The sequence below is a fragment of the Halomonas sp. AOP27-A1-41 genome (assembly GCF_052378605.1).
GTDB classification, from domain to species: Bacteria; Pseudomonadota; Gammaproteobacteria; order Pseudomonadales; family Halomonadaceae; genus Vreelandella; species Vreelandella citrativorans.
Genome location: NZ_JBQSXT010000014.1, coordinates 26848 through 44860, shown reverse-complemented (window position 1 = coordinate 44860; position 18013 = coordinate 26848). Strand labels below are relative to the sequence as shown.

The following is an 18013-nucleotide window of genomic DNA, read 5'->3' as shown; positions in this document are numbered from 1 at the left end:
TTAAAAGTGTGAAGCGCCCAACTCCCGCTTAAGCCATTCGGCCAACTGCTCACTACGCTGGCTGTTGTGGTGGCGGGGTAGCCACAGGCAGAGCTTGGCGGGGGTTTCGATAAATCCCCAGGGCGCGGTGAGCCGTCCATTTTTCAGGTCATCTTCTACCAATAGCCTTGGCGCAATCGCCACGCCTAAGCCTGCCACGGCGGCTTCGATTAAATAGTAGAGATGACCAAACCCTTGGCCTTTACCCAAAGCCTCTTCAAGAGTCGCCAGCTCAAGCCCTTGAGCGCGGCCCCATTGTGGCCAAGCCTGGGGGCGAGAAGCGGTGTGTAAAAGCTTGCTGGAAAAGAGCGTCTCGGGTTGTTCGGAATCAAGCTTTGCTTCCAAGTGAGGGCTTGCCACCGCGCAAATCTGCTCGGCCATTAGCTCGACGACGTCTACCTCCGCAGGCCAGGGCGGCTCGGAAAAGGCCAGGGTAGCACTGATATTTTCCTGCTTGGCGGGCAGTTCACTTTCGCTCACTACGACCTGCAGTTTGAGCTGGGGCAGGTCGCGCTGCAGACGGTCCAGCCTGGGAATCAACCAGCGCGCCAGCAGGCTGCCGGGGCAGGCGAGGGTAAAGGGCGCTTCTTCTACATCACGCTTGAGATCCGCGCAACTATCGCGCAAGCGGGTAAACGCCTCGCCAATGCCATGATAAAGCCGTTCACCGTGGTGAGTTAGCTCAATGCCACGGCCCGCTTTGGCAAACAGCGCCACGCCGAAATGTTCATCCAGGCTACGCAGCTGGCGACTAACGGCACCGTGGGTCACGCTTAGCTCATCGGCCGCGGCTGTCACGCTGCCTAGCCGGGCGGTGGCCTCAAAGGCGCGCAGGGCGCTTAAGGGGGGCATGCTCTGTTGCATTGAATGTTGACTCCAGCTCACATATTGATGACATCTTATCGATTTTTATCCCCGCCTGCTTGCGCTACTTTCAATGCAACTGTTACTCCGCTTTGAGAGGTCATCATGAACCAACCTGCGATCCAGCCTGATATTAACGGCCTGTTTGGCCAATTCGGCGGCCGTTTTGTTGCCGAAACGCTGATGCCGCTGATTCTTGAGCTGCAAGCCGAATACGACGCTGCTAAAGACGACCCCGAATTCCAGCGCCAGCTCGCCTACTTTCAAAGCGACTACGTAGGGCGCCCCAACCCGCTCTATTTTGCCGAGCGGCTGACCGAGCACTTTGGCGGCGCAAAGATTTATCTCAAGCGTGAAGAGCTAAACCATACCGGCGCGCACAAGATTAATAACTGCATCGGCCAGGTGCTGCTGGCCAAGCGCATGGGCAAAAAGCGCATCATCGCTGAAACCGGCGCCGGTATGCACGGCGTGGCTACGGCCACGGTGGCGGCGCGGTTTGGTTTGTCCTGCGTGATTTACATGGGCTCAACGGATATCGAGCGCCAGCAGCCCAACGTGTTTCGCATGAAGCTGCTGGGCGCTGAAGTGATCCCGGTCACTTCCGGCACTGGTACGCTGAAAGATGCCATGAACGAAGCGCTGCGCGATTGGGTCACCAACGTGGATGACACCTTCTATATTATCGGCACTGTGGCCGGGCCGCACCCGTATCCCGCCATGGTACGTGACTTCCAGGCGGTGATTGGTCACGAAACCCGCGCGCAAATGCAGGAAAAAGAGGGCCGCCTGCCGGATTCGCTAGTGGCTTGTATTGGTGGCGGCTCCAACGCCATGGGACTGTTCCACCCATTCCTGAACGATGCCTCAGTCGAGATGATTGGCGTTGAAGCAGGCGGCAAGGGCGTTGAAAGCGGCCAGCATGCGGCAAGCCTCAACGGCGGTGCGCCGGGCGTGCTTCACGGTAACCGTACCTATCTGTTGCAGGATGAGGACGGCCAGATTATTGATGCCCATTCGATTTCGGCGGGCCTGGATTACCCCGGCATCGGCCCGGAACACGCGTGGTTGCACGAGCAGGGGCGCGTTGAATATGTATCGGCCACCGACGATGAAGCGCTTGAAGCCTTTCAGACGTGCTGCCGTCTGGAGGGGATCATCCCCGCCCTTGAAACGGCCCACGCGTTGGCCGAAGTCGCCAAGCGGGCACCGAAACTCCCCAGCGACCACCTGATGGTGGTTAACCTGAGCGGGCGCGGTGACAAAGATATGATGAGCGTAGCCCACTACCTGGGAGAAAAATTCAAATGAGCGCATCTGTTCAAAAGAGCGAATCTATTCACCAGAGCGCACATAAGGAGACTTCCATGAATCCCAACTCGCGTCTTGCAGCACGCTTTGCCGCGCTCAAAACCGAAAACCGCCCGGCGCTGGTGAGTTATCTCACCGCAGGCGACCCAGATATGGCGACATCGCAACGCATTCTTGAGGGCCTGCCCGCTGCCGGTGTGGACGTGATTGAGCTGGGTATGCCGTTCAGCGACCCCATGGCCGATGGCCCCGCGATCCAAAAAGCCGCGCTGCGCGCCCTAAAAGAAGGCCAGACCCAAGCTAAAACGCTGGAGATGGTGCGTACCTTTCGCGAAAAAGATACCACTACGCCCATCGTGCTAATGGGCTACTACAACCCCATTTACCGCTATGGCGTAGAGCGCTTCTTAACTGATGCCGCTAGCGCCGGCGTAGATGGCCTGATTGTGGTCGACCTGCCCCCAGAGCACGACGACGAGCTTTGCCAGCCCGCCGCCCAGCACGGCATCGACTTTATCCGCCTGGCCACGCCCACCACGGACACCAAACGCCTACCCAAAGTGCTGGGTAACGCCTCCGGGTTTATCTACTACGTTTCGGTGGCAGGCGTTACCGGCGGCAGCGCACCCACGCCCGAAAAACTTGAGCGCTCAGTCAGCCAGCTACGCGAACACACCCAGCTTCCCATCGCCGTTGGCTTTGGTATTCGCACCCCGGAACAAGCCGCCATTATTGGCCGGTTCAGCGATGCGGTAGTGGTTGGCTCCGCGTTGGTAGATTGCATCGAGCACGCCGCAACGCCTGATGAAGCCGTTAAAGCAGTGCATGATCTTGCCCGCGCACTGGCTGAAAGCGTTAGGGAGTGCCGCGAGCTGGGCGAGCCGCAAGTCAGTTAAAACAAGCTAATTAAAACCAGGTTGTTTAAACCAGGTCATTAAGAAACGGTTAAACGATGCCGCCATTGGCACGCAGGGTTTGGCCGTTAATCCAGCCGCCTTCAGGCGAGGCGAGAAAAGCCACGACGCTTGCGATATCGTCCGGTTGGCCAAGTCGCTCCAATGGCGGCATCTTGGCCATCCGCTCGACCAGTTCGTCAGATTTACCCTCAAGAAACAGATCTGTCGCGGTAGGGCCGGGCGCCACGGCATTGACGGTGATCGAGCGGCCACGCAGCTCTTTGGCAAGAATCGCGGTTAAGGTCTCAACGGCGGCTTTGGTGGCGGCGTAGACCGCGTAGGTTTCAAGTTTCAACCCGACAACGCTGGTCGATAGGTTAATAATCCGGCCACCGTCTCTCAGGCGGTTGGCCGCTTCGCGCATGGTATTGATCGAGCCTTTCAGATTGGTATCAATCTGAGCATCCACCGCGTTCTCCTCCACCTGAGCAAGCGGTGCAAGCTTCATGATGCCTGCGTTATTGACCAGCACATCAATACGGCCCCACTGCGTTTCAAGGGTGTCAAAAAGCTGACGCACCGCTTGGGCATCGGCTATATCAGCTTGAATAGCCTGCGCTTTACCACCCGCCGACTCAATCTCTTGAACCACGTGGTCAGCGGCTTCTGCATTGCCTGCGTAGTTGACGATCACCGTAAAGCCATCGCGCGCCAGCTGTTTGGAAATAGCTGCCCCAATCCCCCGGGAACCACCCGTTACAAGCGCAATTTTCTGTTCTGCCATCGTGTTTCTCCTTCTGCGTAGGGAGTCGGTGAATACCTGACGTATGCAGCATAAAAGACAAAGCGTGCTCTATAATCAGGCTTAACCTGTCATCACTATTCGGAAACCGTGAACAATGGACCGACTTGATACGATGCACGCGTTTACGCGTATCGTCGAAAGGCGAAGCTTTACTCACGCCGCGCAAGACCTGAGTATTTCCCGCTCAACGCTGACCGAGGCCATCAAAACACTGGAGGCACGCCTTGGCGTAAGGCTGTTGCAACGTACCACGCGCTCGGTGCACCCAACGCGGGATGGCGACGCTTACTATCACCGCTGTTTGAGTATTTTGGCCCAGGTTGAGGAGGCGGAAGGCGCGCTAGTGAATGCCAAACCCAAAGGCGTACTGCGGGTAGACGTTCACGGCACGCTAGCCCGCCATTTTATATTGCCGAAGCTACCCGCGTTTCTTAACACCTACCCAGCTTTGGAGCTTCACATGAGCGAGGGTGATCGTCTGGTCGATCTAGTAGGTGAGGGCATCGACTGCGCATTGCGCGTCGGTATGCCCCAGGACAGCGATATGCACTCCCGGCGAATCACTACACTTGATGAAGTCACGGTCGCCTCGCCCGGATACCTGGCCAAGTACGGAACGCCGCATTCCGTGGCCGAGCTTGGCGGGCACACGATGGTGGGCTTTCACTCCAGCCGTGCAGGCCAGACGCTGCCTCTTGAGTTCACTAATGGCGGAAAAGTTGAATATGTAACGTTGCCTGCCAACGTGACCACGAGTGCGGCAGAAAGCTATTACGCGGCCGCGCGACTAGGGCTCGGCATCATTCAGGTGCCCCGTTACCACGCAGAAGATGATCTACGAACGGGCCAGTTGATCGAAGTCCTGCCCGCCAATCCACCCACAGGATCACCCGTTTCCATTCTGTACCCAAGCAACCGTCAGTTATCCTCCCGCGTCAGAGTATTTATCGACTGGGTGGTCAGCGTGTTTGATGAAGGTGATGAGCTTGCCAAACTTGTGGAAGAGCGCCGAGGCGAAAAAGATAAAGCGGTGACGGTGTCGCTGGATAATCTATAAACTATGGGGCTGCCTGAATCTATGGTTGTACCTGTTGGGATAAGCGTTTGCCTAATTGTTTCTGCTTCTTATATCAGGTCGTTTGATAATCCCCGAGTACACGAGCTATCACACCATGCGGATGGAAGATGATGGCATTGCCATGGTGGCAACTACCCAATTCTTTAATCACGAGGCCATAATGCGAAAACTCTTTACACTGATAGTAGTGCTGGCGCTGGGCTATACCGGGGTGTACTTCTATTACGGCCATGCCGTTAAACAGGCAGTCCAGCAACAGCTGGATAACCGTGGCCTTTCTGCGGTCAGCGTCGATAACGTTGAGTACGGTGTGCTGGCGCCCATTAGCAGCTCTGCAAATCTTACGGTAAGCGTTACTTATCGTGGCGCCCAAGCGGAGCTGGACCTAACCGTAGAAGGCCACCCCGTGTTTTCCGATGAGGTAAGCGTCCAGTTTGATGGTCTGCAAGCGCTGCGGTTGGGCATTGGTTTGGGGATGTAGTAACGCTTCAACGTGACAAGGCGGGAGGGCACCCGTCTAAGCACTTTCGTTACGATCCAGCCTTTCAAAGCGGACCGGCACAGGCGGTGTAACGGTCTGGCTTCAACTCTGGCGCGCGGTATGTAGGCGGATTGGCATATCCTGTTTGAATAGCACGTTGTAAACGCATTGGGACGCGTAGCGACATATGCTCTTGGCTATTCACTTGTGAAAGATAAGGGAAACCATGTATCCGGTATCTATAAAAGGGGTATTACTCTTGCCCGCCAACAAGGTCGTACTGGCGCTCAACGACCGCGATGAGTGGGAGCTGCCTGGTGGGCGTATCGAGATAGGTGAAGTATCGTCAGAGTGCCTGGAGCGAGAGTTCGAGGAAGAGCTGGACGTAAAGGTCGTGGGTCAGGAAATTATCGATAGTTACCTGTTTGAGGTCATTCCCCAAAAGCATGTATTCATCGTCACCTACGGCTGTCGTCTTGTGAGCGACTTCAACCCAAAGGTGAGTCACGAACATTCCCGAATTGATACCTTTCCGGTTGATGACTTGCCCCACAACCTGCCAGCCGGTTATGTGCAGTCGATTCATACATGGTGCGCTACCCATGCTGCGCTGCTTAGCGCACTTTCATCGTCACGTTGAGGCGATAACGTTACCGTGAGTTGCAACTGAATACCTTTACGCCGTACTGAGAGATCAACATGCACTACCGCCCCATGACGATTGAAGATTACGACGCCGCCGTGGCGCTATGGTTGAGTACCGAAGGCGTGCGGTTGCGCGATGCGGATTCCCGCGAAGGCGTTGCCCGTTATTTGCAGCGTAACCCCGGTTTAAGCTTTGTGGCGGAAGCAGAGGGAGGCGTAGTGGGCACGATTATGAGCGGCCATGATAGCCACCGGGGCTTTATTCAACACCTGGCAGTCGCGGCTTCACACCGCAACATGGGTGTCGGCTCACAGCTGGTGGCGCTTTGCCTGGAAGCGCTTAAAAATGAAGGCATCCAAAAATCCCACTTGATGATTCTGGTAGAAAACGAAGCCGGTAAACGCTTCTGGAGCAACCTGGGCTGGGAGTTTCGTACCGATATCGCGCTCTACTCGTTTATCAACGGCGCCGGGCCGAACGCCTAGAACTCTGAGTGCCTTGGTTTGGCCGAGTATGGATAGCCGAATTTGCTGCAACCATTCAGAGATGGCGCTACCTGCTTTTTAGTCTCCCAGTTTAGGGTGGGTGAAGCCGCCCGCGCAGCACTCTTTCAGGCTGGGTTAATTCACGTCGGTTTACGAAGCGGGAATAGGTGCGTTCAGCCCGCTAATAACAAAAATATTTTTAGTATTGCACTGAAATATGCTTTCTATAGAAGGCGTCGCACTATATAGACGCAGCTTTTTACAACGATCTTCAACGTCTACAGGAACATATTTATGTCTGATGCACAGAGCGCTGTAAACATTGTCAGTAACTTCCTGGAAGCCTCTATGGCACCTGACCCAGAGCTTGCGGCCACCTATATGGCCCCCGATGTCGTTATTGTTTTCACCGGTGGCCGCGCCATGGAAACCCCGCACGCCATTACCCACTTTAATGCTGGACGTTATGCGTGGGTTAAAAAAGCGCTCGGGCAGTTTGATTGGACGGTTCACGAGGATCACATCGTTGTCTACTCCAACGGTACGTTATACGGAGAATGGCCAGATGGACGTCCTTTTGCAGGCAACCGCTATTTGGACCGGTATGAAGTGCGTGAGGGCAAAATCACACGCATGGATGTATGGAACGACAGTGCAGAGTGGATATTAACGCCTGAGCTTAACCAGTAGTCTTAATCAGCGTGTGTAGAGTTAGGCACATCATAATGCGGGTGGCATGGAGCGATAGGGTGTGCCTTGTTTTAAAGCAACTACTCATTTAATTATCAGATAGACAAGTAAGGCTATACCGACGGGTTGTTAGTGCATGACTGCAAAAATATCCGGATAGGAAAATGCCAGTCAGACTTAACGGACTGGCATTACCGCCTTGGCGGGATGATGCGTGAAAGCGAGACGCTGAAAGTGGGGAGGAACCCACCGAATTACACAAATAAATTACTCGGCACCGATCTCATCGAGCCCGGCACGGGCGCAAGACGCGTCGATATCGCCCGATGGTGCACCACCTACACCAATACCGCCGACCAGCTCACCATTGATTCGTATCGGCAGACCGCCTGCCTGAACCACCATCCTGGTATCCATGTTGTGCATCCCATCATTCCCCGGATTGCCACCGATAAATCCGGCCAGGCCAGCGGTGTCACGCCCCATGCTGGCCGAAGTGAAGGCCTTGCCTATGCTACTGTTGATGGTATGCGGCCCAGCATTGTCGGCGCGTAACAGCACTTTCGTTTCACCGCTACGAGCAGCGATAGCAACGCTGACATTGTGGCCTTCGGCAGAGCAGGCATCCAACGCAGTCTGCGCAGCAGCCAGGCTCATGTCGAGCGGCAAATAAGGCGCTGTTGGAAGATCTTGCGCCATAACGGAAACAGGAGCCATCAACACGGCAGCCAAAGTAAGATTACGAATCATTTTACGTCCTCGGTAAAATTAATATTCATATTGATGCTCTTAACCTATAGCAATGTTTAATAAATATTCAAAGTTTAAATTACTTTGTGTGCTCTCAAGAGCACCTATGCAGGCCGAACGCGTTAGGGGGCGTGCTGACGCTGAGGGCTTTCGTCGCATGCTATAAGCCCAGCAGCTATTCAGTGACGCTGCCTTTTCAGCCATTACTTTTAAAGGTGCCCCATGGCGTTGAACCCCCACTTCTGGGCAGAAGAACTACCGCTACTGCATGACCACCTTTGGGCGCGCCTGACCCAAGGTGTCAGCGACCGCCACGCACCGGCGCGTTACCTCACCTTGGCCACCGTTAGCGAAAGCGGCTTGCCGCAAGCCCGCACGGTAGTACACCGCAGCGCTGATAAGCAGGTGGCAACGCTTGCTGTCTACACCGATATTCACTCAGGAAAGATCAGCGCTCTTCGCGCTAACCCTATGGTCGCGCTGCACGTATGGGATGCTGCTGAGCAGCTGCAAATACGCATAGAAGTCAGCGTCAGCATTCTGACCGGCGAAGCCGTAAGCGAGCAGTGGCAAAGCCTGCCGGAACACGCCCGTAGCGCCTATAGCAGCGGGCTGGCGCCGGGCGAACCGATTGCGGCTTCACTGGATTACACCAAAACGCCGGACGAAAACGCTTTTGCAGTGTTGAGGATGGACGTTCAAGCGATAGAAGCGCTGCACTTGGGGCAGCGCCACCGCCGTGCCGTATTCTCGCGTGGTGATGGTTGGGCAGGGCAGTGGCTGGTGCCGTAATGGCCGCACATCCGCTGCTTTTAAATGCGGGGTTGGTACCCTCGGGCACCGAAGAATGAATCCAATCGGAGCGAAAATGACGACCTTACCCACCTTTGATACCGCTCGTCTTAAAGTGCGACCACGGACGCACGAAGACCTTTCAGCCTGCTTGGAAATGGATCGCGACCCCGAGGTGACGAAGTTCGTTAAAGGCCCATGGTCTAACCCTAAACGGCACGAGAACTTCGTACGTGAGCGAATAGAAACTGATTTCGGAGAGGGGCTCGGCTACTGGTCCGTGTTCTTACGCGAGCGTCCTGATCAATTTCTCGGCTGGATTCTTTTAATTCCCTACGATGGCGTCGGGCCTGAAGTTGAAATCGGTTGGCGGTTCAATCGAAAAGCGTGGGGAAAAGGCTTTGCGACCGAGGCGGCCACGCCGGTGCTAAAGCATGCGCTTGAAACACTCGCACTTCGCCGTGTTGTTGCTGATATCGATGCTGACAACGTGGGGTCCATCCAAGTCGCTATTAAAATTGGCATGTTGGATGAGGGCATGAAGGAGCTTGATGGCGTTACCTATCAATCATTTGTGGTGCGTCAATAAATGCGCGCAAAGGGTATGACGGCAGCTCTTACGTGTTTGGCACTGGCGATCTCTCGGTGTTTGACGCGCGCCCGCTAGCGTTTGAGCAGGATATGATTGTGGTGGCCGTGGATTACCGGCTTGGCCTGCCATCGGCACAAGCGTTGGTCTCCCATGGTGATGCGTTTCTGGAAAACCTTGCCCTGACAGACAACCTGCAGGCAGCCGAACAAGGATGGCATTTGGAGCCTCAATCCAGCTGAGCTTCTATCGCGGTCTTGTCGATCACCGACCAGACTTCCTGAATCTTATTATCACGGAAGAGGTAGAACGCGTTCTCGCAAAAAGCCACCTTTTTGCCATCCACCGCAAGGCCGAGGAAGCTACCTTTCGGAGTTACATCGAATCGCAGTCTGCACGCAACATGGGGTGAATCAACGGCCAAAAGCTCAATATTGAAGTGAAGATCGGGTATTTGCTCATAATCGTCTTCTAGCATGGCACGATAACCATCAAGCCCTAGGCGCCTGCCGTTGTGGTGGGCGTCGTCATGCACGAACTGGCCAAGGCTCGCCCAGTCCTGATGATTGAGGCAGGTGATGTAATCACGGTACGCCGCTTCCAAGTCACGTTTGTTCATCCTGGCTCTCTTTTCCTGGGCTGGCGTGAAGATATTCGCCAAGGGTACACAGGCTCAGTATCATAAGTAGCCTAAACCAAGCCACAGAAGTCATCATTCATGTCGTGCCCACCTTGCCCCCATTGCCAATCTGAATTCGTCTATCAGGATCAAAGCCTGTTCATCTGCCCCGAGTGCGCCCACGAATGGAGCCCTTCTGAGGCTGAGGCAGAAGACACCGTGACGGTAAAAGATGCCCACGGCACGCTGTTAGCGGAAGGCGACAAGGTAACGATGGTCAAAGACCTCAAGGTCAAAGGTAGCTCACTGGTACTCAAGGTAGGCACCAAAGCCGTTATCAAGCGGCTCGTGGATAGCAAGGACCACCAACTGGACTGCAAGGTCGATGGTGCAGGCGACATGATGGTAACCGCTCATTTTGTGAAAAAGGCCTGAATAAGAGCCGGAATTCCTCTATCCACATCACGACGCCGTAAGCTGAGGCTCATCCACCACCACTGCGTCACACAATGTTTCAGCAAAGCTTGCCAGGGCAGGCGTCCAGGTTTCCGGTTCGGGGGCGACAAAATAGGTATCGATATGGGCAATAGAAGTGGGCAGAGCCAGTGTGTGAATCCCGAACCGGTGCTGGTGAGCGTCAACCGTTCCACGCGGTAATACCGTATAGCCCATCCCGGCAGCGACGCAGCCCAGCATCGCATCCAGCGAGCCAAACTCGAATATCCGGCCCGCATTGACGCCATAGGACGCCAGCAATAGCTCGATACGCTGGCGGTAGCTGCACCCTTGGCGAAACGCCATGAAGGCAGACGCCAGCAGCGCTTGTGAAGAGGGCATCGTCGTCATGGGCGTTGCGCCCACCAGAACAAGCTCCTCGCTGAATGCTTTAAGCATGTGGTAGCGGCTATGCTCAAGCCGCCCAGCCACGAAGGCACAGTCCACCTGGCCATTTAGCAGCAACTCGACCAGCTCAGCCGTTGGCCCGGTCTTGAGCTGGATATCAACATCAGGCTGCGCTGCGTGATACGCCGCAAGTATCGGGGGAAGGCGCAATGCCGTCGTGGTTTCCATGGCGCCTATCCGTAGCCGCCCACACGCCTTCTCCTGGCCCTTAAACAGCGATACCGCTTCATCATGGGCCGTCAACATGCGCTCAGCGTACTCCACTAGCGCCAACCCAGCGCTTGTCGGGCGAACACGTCCCGCACGATGAAACAGCTGTACGCCTAACTCCTCCTCAAGTTTCTTGATGTGAGTCGTCACGTTGGATTGCACCGTGTGCAAGCGTTTTGCCGCTGCCACGAAGCTGCCTGTCTCGGCCACCGCCATAAATAGTCGCAATGATTTAAGCTGCATACTCACCTTTCTGCCAAGCCAGCGTTATCTCAAAAAAAGATAGTAACTATCAAAACAAATCGTTTCTAGAAATAGTTCCTCGCGCGTAGTCTGACTGTGCAGTACCGCGCTGCCCACTTGCCCGAAAGGCGGCACAACAAGGACACAACCTGATGAGCCGAACATTTACTTCCCACAATTTGCCCGCCCTGATGACCGGCATAATGGCGACCCTGGCGGGGATCGGCATTGCTCGCTTTGCCTACACGCCATTATTACCGGTGATTATTCAGGAGGGTTGGTTTACCGCAAGCCAGGGCGCCTACCTGGGGGCCGCCAACCTGCTGGGCTACTTTATCGGCGCGCTTGTCGCCCACTCCCTGAGTGAGCGCTTTTCTACGCGCCACGTAATGGCGGCAAGCTTTGCAGGTATCGCTTTAAGCTTTGTGCTTTGCGCTGGGGAGGGCGGTTTCACCTGGTTCTTCTTCTGGCGCTTGGTGTCGGGCATTGCGGGCGCCATCTTAATGGTGGTTGGCCCTTCGCTGGCGTTGGCGGCCACGCCCACAGAAAGGCGAACCCGTGTCGGTGCCATGGTGTTTACGGGGATTGGCCTGGGCGCTCTGCTTTCAGCCTTCATCGTGCCGTTGCTGCTTGAATTAAGTCTCGCGTTTACGTGGGGCGCGTTGGGGCTGCTCTGCATTATGGCGGGGCTTTTATGCGATCACGGCATCACTCGGCTGGCGTTACCTGCCACGGCCAGCCCAACGGCCAATAAATCCAGGGAGTATTCGGGGGTAAAGGTCGTCGTGTGGCTGGTCATTAGTGCGTATGCCCTGGATGCGGTTGGGTTTGTGCCCCATACGGTATTCTGGGTGGATTATCTCGCCAGGGAAAACGCGCTAGGTAACCAGGCCGCTTCATTTCAGTGGGGGATCTTCGGTTTAGGTGCCGTGTGCGGGCCGCTCATGGTCGGCGCCCTGGCGCAGCGAGCAGGTTGGCATTATGGTTTGGCGATTGCTTTTGTAGCGAAGGCTGCCGCTGTCCTGTTGCCGGTGTTCTCGCTAGCACTGATCAGCCAATCCGTTTCCTCTTTTATGGTAGGGGCGATGATCCCCGGCATTGTCGCACTCACCTCGGGCCGCCTTGCTGAGCTGGTAGGGCCAACCGCCCACAAGAAAATCTGGGGGCAAGCCACCGCCGCTTTTGCTGCTGCCCAAGCAGTGGCTGGCTATGCCATGTCGGCACTCTATGGCGTTTGGGGCACTTACTCGCCACTGTTCGCCATCAGCGGCCTCATGCTCGTCGCTGGCTTTTTTCTGGTACTGCTTAGCCGTGGTTGGCAGCAGCGCAACGCGGCGCTTACTGCTCAAAACAGGAGATAATAATGGAACTCTACTTGAACGCCACATCGCCCTATGCGCGCCTGGTGCGCATCGTGCTACTGGAAAAAGGCCTGAGCGACGCCGTTACGCTGAAATGGTGTGACCCTTGGGCAGACGACCCCGCACTGCTCAAGGCCAACCCTGCCGGGCGTATTCCTGCGCTAGTCACCGAGGAAGGCACCACGCTCAGCGAATCAATGCTGATAGCTGTTTACCTGGATAGCGCTTACCCGGAGAAACCCATGTTGCCAACGTCTCACTTAGCGGAGGTGATGCACCTAGCGGGGTTGGGCCAAAACCTCATGGAAGCGGCGTTTACGACGGTGATTGCCAGAAAGCACAACGGCAATGAGATCGACAACAGCGTGTTGGGAGCACGGCGCTTGCGGGCCATTCAACGGCTGCTCGAACAATTGAACCGGGAGCTTGGCGAAGCGCCAATGGCTTCGACCCTTAGCCTCGGTGATATCGCCGCTGTTGTCGCGTTGGATTACCTCGCTTTCAGATTACCGGAGGTGGCGTGGCAGGAAACCTATCGACCGCTTGCTTCGTGGCACCAGGGTGTGATCACACGTTCGAGCTTTCAGGCGACTGCGTTTACCACATCTTAACGATGATCCAGCGACGAAGGGAAAAGGCCACTGCAACGCCAACGCTACCGACTAAAAACTAATCCGCCGCGATGGGATTAATCTAAGTTAACTGCTAGTCTCGGAATATTAGAGCGAAAAACGCCGCAGGGAACACACGATGCAGAATGCTTGCCAACGGTTCACCTTACCAAGCAGCTCATACAAGGTCAGGCCAACGGCATTCTGCTGGCCGGCTCTACGGACGGCTGCCCCCCCCCCCGCGAACGCGACTATCTGCCACGCCACTACTTTTCATGCAAAAACATGCCGGTAGACGACTTTTTCAGCGTTTCAGAAACCATGACTTATCGCCCTTTTAAAGGGCATACAGTATGTTTTTCGCTGGGTAAGATTCAGGGTGTTGCTTGGAGTTATGAGCAGTCGGCTGAGTTTATGGCGGGCGGGATCGGATCTTATGAGTCAATTGATAAGTGACGTCTTTCGATCCTGAGCGGACATGCCGGTAAGCGCGTTCAAGTCGATATATGAGCGCAGTCCAAGACCTGTTCGGCGGCAAATAAAAATTTGAGGAGAACTGTAAGCTAAATGGATGCAACGTCAAAAGACTCTCTGGCTCAGCTCGACAATCTGTTGGCAGCAGGCAATCAATCCTGGCTATTCGGGGCAGGCATTAGCCTGAATGCAGGAATTCCACTAATGTGGCCGTTAACTGAACGGATATTCGCAAGGGCAGACGACGACGGAGAAAAGGATGACTTTAAGATTCTTGAACATGTTAAGGACCAGCTAGATGACTCTGCTCATATCGAGCACATCCTGAGTCAGCTAGGAGACCTTCGGGCAATTGCTGATAGATCCAAAGACAAGTCGATTGATTTTGAAGACATCAAACTCTCCGTAGGGGAGCTTGATCAGCTCCACCAGAGAATTCTCTCTTGGATTGCTGAAACAATAAGATGGGGCTTCAAGCCTTCTAAGCCAGATGGCACGCCGGAAGAAATCGGAACAAGTGACAACAGGATAGTTGTCGTGGACGATCACGCAGCTTTTGTTTCGGCTCTGTTCGACAGAAGCCAAGCTGGAATCGCAGAACGTCGACGTGCGGTGAAATTGTTCACAACCAACTACGACACTCTGATCGAAGATGCACTGGCTCTTGGTTGTTTTTCCTATTGGGATGGTTTTTCGGGCGGGGCGGTTGCTTATCGTTGCCACCGATATGGTGATGACGAGCCGAACTTCGGGGACCGCGCCCATGTGATCAAACTTCATGGCTCAATAGATTGGCACCTAGCCAGCGATGACCGAGTTTGGAGAGTCCGCGATGGAGATGTATACCCAGAGAAGTCGTCAAGGGTCCTGATTTACCCTCAATCGACCAAGTACCTTGCCACTCAAAGAGATCCTTTTGCAGCCCAGTTCGATCTATTGCGTAGAGCTCTGAGCGCCCGAGATGAAAATGTGTTTTTCACTTGTGGGTACAGCTTCGGGGATGAACATATCAACCAGGAAATGGAGCTTGCGTTACAGCGTTCTGAGAACAAGACTACGCTCGTGGCATTTTCGGAAAAATTAAATCCAACTCTTGATGCGTGGCGAAATAGCGGCTGGGGTAAAAGGGTCTATGTTGTAACCGCAGATGGTATTTACGTGGGCGCTGAAGGTCCTTATGCACCTCCTACCGCTCCAAAAAAACGCGACTGGTGGACATTTTCTGGAGTCACGAAAATTCTAAACTCCGGAGCGGAGGCGTGCGCCCTATGAGCACATTTGATCTTGTTACGGATTTGAGAATTGGTCACATAGTTGAGGTGTCAGGAACATCAATCCGAATAGAGCTTTCGGGAGATGTCACTGAACTGACAAGAACCTACGAAGGACGGGTCTATCCGATTGGACAAATCGGCAGCATTGTGAAGGTCCATTTCGGGCGGCGGCTCGTGTTTGGATTCGTAACCCTATTACGAATGAGATCTGAGGAGCTGCTAGAGAGCAATAGGCCCATAACCCCTGACGCTGATCAGCGCTTAATGGAGGTAGAGTTATTTGCGGAGGGTGTGTGGAAACCTGCTGACCAATCGTTACATTTCGTTCGAGGCATCACGACTTATCCGCTGCCACGCCAGGGCGTTCATCTACTCACGCGCGAAGAAACGACTCATATATACTCGGCAGCAGAAGGCCAGAAGAATGAAGCAACTAGTTCCCTTGTTCCTTTTGGGCATTACGTAGGGGCCGACAATACTTCATGCCGAGCCAATGTCGATAGCATGTTCGGAATGCACTGTGCGGTGCTTGGCTCAACTGGTTCTGGGAAGTCCGGTGCTGTTGCTGCATTACTGCACAGCATGCTGGATCATGTTCCTGAGCCGGATACGACTAGCCATCCGAGGATATTGGTAATCGACCCCCATGGCGAATACGGAACGGCCTTTAGGAACCGTGCAATGGTGTACCGAGCATATGACCCTCTTGGGAACGAGGAAACGACTGGCTCCCCAATTAGCCTTCCGTTCTGGCTTATGAGCGCAGATGAGTTTCGACTTCTTGCGATAGGCAAGACGGAACATGAAGCAACTTCTCAAAATAATATCATATATAAGGCATTAACCCATGCGCGGATGGTGGCTGCAGGATTAGTTGACGCCGCTCCGTCTGAGTATGGTGCCGACGTCCCCGACGATGGATTAGAGATCGATGCTCCTCGGCCTAAGAAAGGTATCACTCAGGACGAAATCGTCGAATTCGACAGCGACAAGCCTCGACCATTTTCAATGGATGAGCTCATTAAACACATTAAATATGCCCAGGCCGTCAATGCAACTGGTGGCAAAACGAAATCAAAGTCAGCTACTGACCTTTCCAAAGAGGGGTTTCGATCAATTTTAGACAAACTTTCAGTTCTAAGACGTGACCCCCGCATTCATTTCATGATGAAGGACTGGGACGACCAGAGCCCATCTCTTGAACACGTTATTGCACAGCTTGTCGGGCAGATTCAGGGCGAAGATGGTGCGAATAAGGACATTCGGATTTTAGATATATCGGGCTTGCCAAATGAAGTTGCTGGCCCTTTGGCAGCCATGCTTGCACGCCTACTCTTCCAATATAAGGTGTACCAAACAACTGAAGAAAGGCGAAGGGACCCCGTCGTTCTTGTCTGTGAGGAAGCGCACAGATATGTCCCAGACAGGGGTGACGCTGAGTATGCGGAAGCACAGACGGCCATTCGACGGATTGCCCGCGAAGGTCGGAAATATGGCATCGGATTGATGCTAGTAAGTCAACGGCCGGCGGATGTTGAGAGCACAGTAATTTCTCAGTGTGGGACGTGGCTTGTTCTCAGGCTCACCAACGCTGCTGATCAACAGCACGTCTCCCGTTTCCTTCCTGACGGTTTGTCGGGCATGACTAAAGCGCTACCCAATCTAGCTCAGCAAGAGGCCATATTTGTTGGAGAAGGAGCAGCGATGCCTGCGAGGGTTCGGATACGAGATCTATCGCAGGAGCAGTTGCCAAAATCAGAAACGGCAAAATTTGCCAAAGGATGGGCTCTTGACCGCCTTTCCGAAGATGAAATTGCGGCTGTTGCCAGGCGAATGGCGGGCTAGGCTTCTATCTATTATACTCGAGCGTCAGCGCGTTCCTAAGCAATGATCCGGTGTTCGCAAGTGTCAGCCTCATCATGTTGCCCCGAACAAATCTCTGCAGGTGACATGCTACAATCGAGAGTTGACACATCTAGGAAGATGTTTGAAAATTCTTGTAGACCTATCGTCTAATTTGGAAAGGCACCACTCATTGAGTGGGATCCCGGTTCGATTCCGGGTGGGTAAAAAGCATTTTCAACGAGTGTTTTTTACCCACCTTGGATTGGACGAATGCTAGAACAAAATAGACTTGATGTTTTTGCCGCCCAGACAGAGAACGTTAGGGTTCTAGAGCAGGCATGGAAACACATCAACAAAACCATCAACGCTGCTTATTCTAACGGCGATGACGCTACTGCTGAAATACACACCAAGCTTCTCGCTCAAGTTTATTGCGCGTTCTCGGAAGCTGTATTCTCGAAAGTAATTCACACACCTGATGGCTTAACCCTCAATGAGATTTTGCAGGTAAAATCTCGGGGGAAGAGAAATATTGTCGAGGCATGGAAAAAGTGTGTTGAGCTCTCTCTCCAGCAAGTTCAAGGTAAAAGCAGTGGTCATATTGCTAACGCACGTAGAAAAATTGAGTCGTTAATCGACCAATATGTTTACGATCCTAGCCTCCTCAGAAATAAGATCGCACATGGTCAGTGGAAGGTGGCGCTAAACTCCAATAACTCTAATGTAAACCAAATCTTAACTAGCAAGGTGCAGGCCATTAATGTTGTCGACCTGTACCGATATAAAGAAGCCTTTCAAAGCTTATTTCGCATTGTTGAAGACATTATCGAATCACCTAATAAAGCACACCATCGGGATTACTGGTCCCATATAACTCAATTTGAAGAGTCTCAGAGAAAGATGGCTCACTGGACTGTCGCCAACAAAGTTACTGCATTAAAAGCGAAAAAAGAGCATTTCAAGCAAGCCAGAGAGGCATAACAAATCAAAGCAGTCGGACGCAGCGAGGCTGCGCCGCTGTTTGAGGCGTTATATGAGCTATCACTG

Annotated in this window: 22 protein-coding genes; 17 read left to right on the top strand and 5 right to left on the bottom strand. The window is 53.9% G+C overall.

Going from position 1 to position 18013, the window contains the following annotated elements; genetic code table 11:
• Window positions 1-903, bottom strand: a complete 903-nt coding sequence (locus ACT3TC_RS10780; protein WP_444640055.1) for a LysR family transcriptional regulator — start codon at window positions 901-903, stop codon at window positions 1-3.
• A gap of 105 nt (window positions 904-1008) precedes the next feature.
• Between ACT3TC_RS10780 and trpB the strand changes: the two genes are divergently transcribed.
• Complete coding sequence (gene trpB / locus ACT3TC_RS10775) at window positions 1009-2214, top strand: tryptophan synthase subunit beta (RefSeq protein WP_444640054.1); 1206 nt, start codon at window positions 1009-1011, stop codon at window positions 2212-2214.
• A gap of 56 nt (window positions 2215-2270) precedes the next feature.
• Complete coding sequence (gene trpA, locus ACT3TC_RS10770; protein ID WP_444640052.1) at window positions 2271-3110, top strand: tryptophan synthase subunit alpha; 840 nt, start codon at window positions 2271-2273, stop codon at window positions 3108-3110.
• Window positions 3111-3159: 49 nt separating this feature from the next.
• Here the strand turns inward: trpA and ACT3TC_RS10765 are convergent, their stop codons facing one another.
• The gene (locus ACT3TC_RS10765) at window positions 3160-3894 is read right to left on the bottom strand and encodes an SDR family oxidoreductase (protein WP_444640051.1); all 735 of its coding nucleotides are present in this window, start codon (window positions 3892-3894) and stop codon (window positions 3160-3162) included.
• A gap of 115 nt (window positions 3895-4009) precedes the next feature.
• On the opposite strand from ACT3TC_RS10765, the gene ACT3TC_RS10760 reads away from it, so the two are divergent.
• The 5 genes from ACT3TC_RS10760 to ACT3TC_RS10740 all read left to right on the top strand — a co-directional run bounded on the left by ACT3TC_RS10760 (window position 4010) and on the right by ACT3TC_RS10740 (window position 7295).
• Window positions 4010-4972 (top strand): LysR family transcriptional regulator, encoded by a 963-nt coding sequence (locus ACT3TC_RS10760; protein WP_444640050.1) that lies wholly within the window; start codon window positions 4010-4012, stop codon window positions 4970-4972.
• A gap of 181 nt (window positions 4973-5153) precedes the next feature.
• A complete protein-coding gene (locus tag ACT3TC_RS10755; protein WP_444640049.1) occupies window positions 5154-5474 on the top strand; it encodes a hypothetical protein in 321 nt (106 codons plus the stop codon).
• A gap of 226 nt (window positions 5475-5700) precedes the next feature.
• Entirely contained in the window at window positions 5701-6114 is a 414-nt protein-coding gene (locus tag ACT3TC_RS10750; RefSeq protein ID WP_444640047.1) for an NUDIX domain-containing protein, read from the top strand.
• A 59-nt stretch (window positions 6115-6173) separates the two neighbouring features.
• Complete coding sequence (locus ACT3TC_RS10745) at window positions 6174-6605, top strand: GNAT family N-acetyltransferase (RefSeq protein WP_444640045.1); 432 nt, start codon at window positions 6174-6176, stop codon at window positions 6603-6605.
• A gap of 294 nt (window positions 6606-6899) precedes the next feature.
• Window positions 6900-7295: a nuclear transport factor 2 family protein gene (locus ACT3TC_RS10740; protein WP_444640044.1), complete on the top strand. Its 396-nt coding sequence runs from the start codon at window positions 6900-6902 to the stop codon at window positions 7293-7295.
• Window positions 7296-7562: 267 nt separating this feature from the next.
• Here ACT3TC_RS10740 and ACT3TC_RS10735 read toward each other — a convergent pair whose 3' ends face one another.
• Entirely contained in the window at window positions 7563-8045 is a 483-nt protein-coding gene (locus tag ACT3TC_RS10735; protein ID WP_444640042.1) for a GlcG/HbpS family heme-binding protein, read from the bottom strand.
• Between the two features lie 222 nt (window positions 8046-8267).
• On the opposite strand from ACT3TC_RS10735, the gene ACT3TC_RS10730 reads away from it, so the two are divergent.
• From ACT3TC_RS10730 to ACT3TC_RS10720, 3 genes are all read left to right on the top strand, one after another.
• Complete coding sequence (locus ACT3TC_RS10730; RefSeq protein ID WP_444640040.1) at window positions 8268-8837, top strand: pyridoxamine 5'-phosphate oxidase family protein; 570 nt, start codon at window positions 8268-8270, stop codon at window positions 8835-8837.
• A 76-nt stretch (window positions 8838-8913) separates the two neighbouring features.
• Window positions 8914-9426, top strand: coding sequence for a GNAT family N-acetyltransferase (locus tag ACT3TC_RS10725; RefSeq protein ID WP_444640039.1), 513 nt, complete (start codon window positions 8914-8916; stop codon window positions 9424-9426).
• 32 nt (window positions 9427-9458) lie between these two features.
• Entirely contained in the window at window positions 9459-9668 is a 210-nt protein-coding gene (locus ACT3TC_RS10720; protein ID WP_444640037.1) for a hypothetical protein, read from the top strand.
• Here the strand turns inward: ACT3TC_RS10720 and ACT3TC_RS10715 are convergent.
• The gene (locus tag ACT3TC_RS10715) at window positions 9656-10045 is read right to left on the bottom strand and encodes an ester cyclase (RefSeq protein WP_444640036.1); all 390 of its coding nucleotides are present in this window, start codon (window positions 10043-10045) and stop codon (window positions 9656-9658) included. The genes ACT3TC_RS10720 and ACT3TC_RS10715 overlap by 13 nt on opposite strands.
• A gap of 99 nt (window positions 10046-10144) precedes the next feature.
• Between ACT3TC_RS10715 and ACT3TC_RS10710 the strand changes: the two genes are divergently transcribed.
• Complete coding sequence (locus ACT3TC_RS10710; RefSeq protein ID WP_444640034.1) at window positions 10145-10480, top strand: zinc ribbon domain-containing protein YjdM; 336 nt, start codon at window positions 10145-10147, stop codon at window positions 10478-10480.
• Window positions 10481-10507: 27 nt separating this feature from the next.
• Here the strand turns inward: ACT3TC_RS10710 and ACT3TC_RS10705 are convergent, their stop codons facing one another.
• On the bottom strand, window positions 10508-11401 hold the full coding sequence (locus ACT3TC_RS10705; protein WP_444640032.1) for a LysR substrate-binding domain-containing protein: 894 nt from the start codon (window positions 11399-11401) through the stop codon (window positions 10508-10510).
• A 152-nt stretch (window positions 11402-11553) separates the two neighbouring features.
• On the opposite strand from ACT3TC_RS10705, the gene ACT3TC_RS10700 reads away from it, so the two are divergent.
• From ACT3TC_RS10700 to ACT3TC_RS10675, 6 genes are all read left to right on the top strand, one after another.
• A complete protein-coding gene (locus ACT3TC_RS10700; RefSeq protein WP_444640031.1) occupies window positions 11554-12762 on the top strand; it encodes a YbfB/YjiJ family MFS transporter in 1209 nt (402 codons plus the stop codon).
• A 2-nt stretch (window positions 12763-12764) separates the two neighbouring features.
• A complete protein-coding gene (locus tag ACT3TC_RS10695) occupies window positions 12765-13373 on the top strand; it encodes a glutathione S-transferase family protein (protein ID WP_444640029.1) in 609 nt (202 codons plus the stop codon).
• A gap of 150 nt (window positions 13374-13523) precedes the next feature.
• Entirely contained in the window at window positions 13524-13829 is a 306-nt protein-coding gene (locus tag ACT3TC_RS10690; RefSeq protein ID WP_444640028.1) for a DUF427 domain-containing protein, read from the top strand.
• Window positions 13830-13940: 111 nt separating this feature from the next.
• The gene (locus tag ACT3TC_RS10685; protein ID WP_444640027.1) at window positions 13941-15119 is read left to right on the top strand and encodes an SIR2 family protein; all 1179 of its coding nucleotides are present in this window, start codon (window positions 13941-13943) and stop codon (window positions 15117-15119) included.
• Complete coding sequence (locus tag ACT3TC_RS10680; protein ID WP_444640025.1) at window positions 15116-16966, top strand: helicase HerA domain-containing protein; 1851 nt, start codon at window positions 15116-15118, stop codon at window positions 16964-16966. Before ACT3TC_RS10685 ends, ACT3TC_RS10680 begins: the two co-directional genes overlap by 4 nt.
• 270 nt (window positions 16967-17236) lie before the next feature.
• Window positions 17237-17947 carry a hypothetical protein gene (locus ACT3TC_RS10675; protein WP_444640024.1) on the top strand — a complete coding sequence of 237 codons (711 nt, stop codon included), beginning with the start codon at window positions 17237-17239 and terminating at the stop codon, window positions 17945-17947.
• The last annotated feature ends 66 nt before the right edge of the window (window positions 17948-18013 follow it).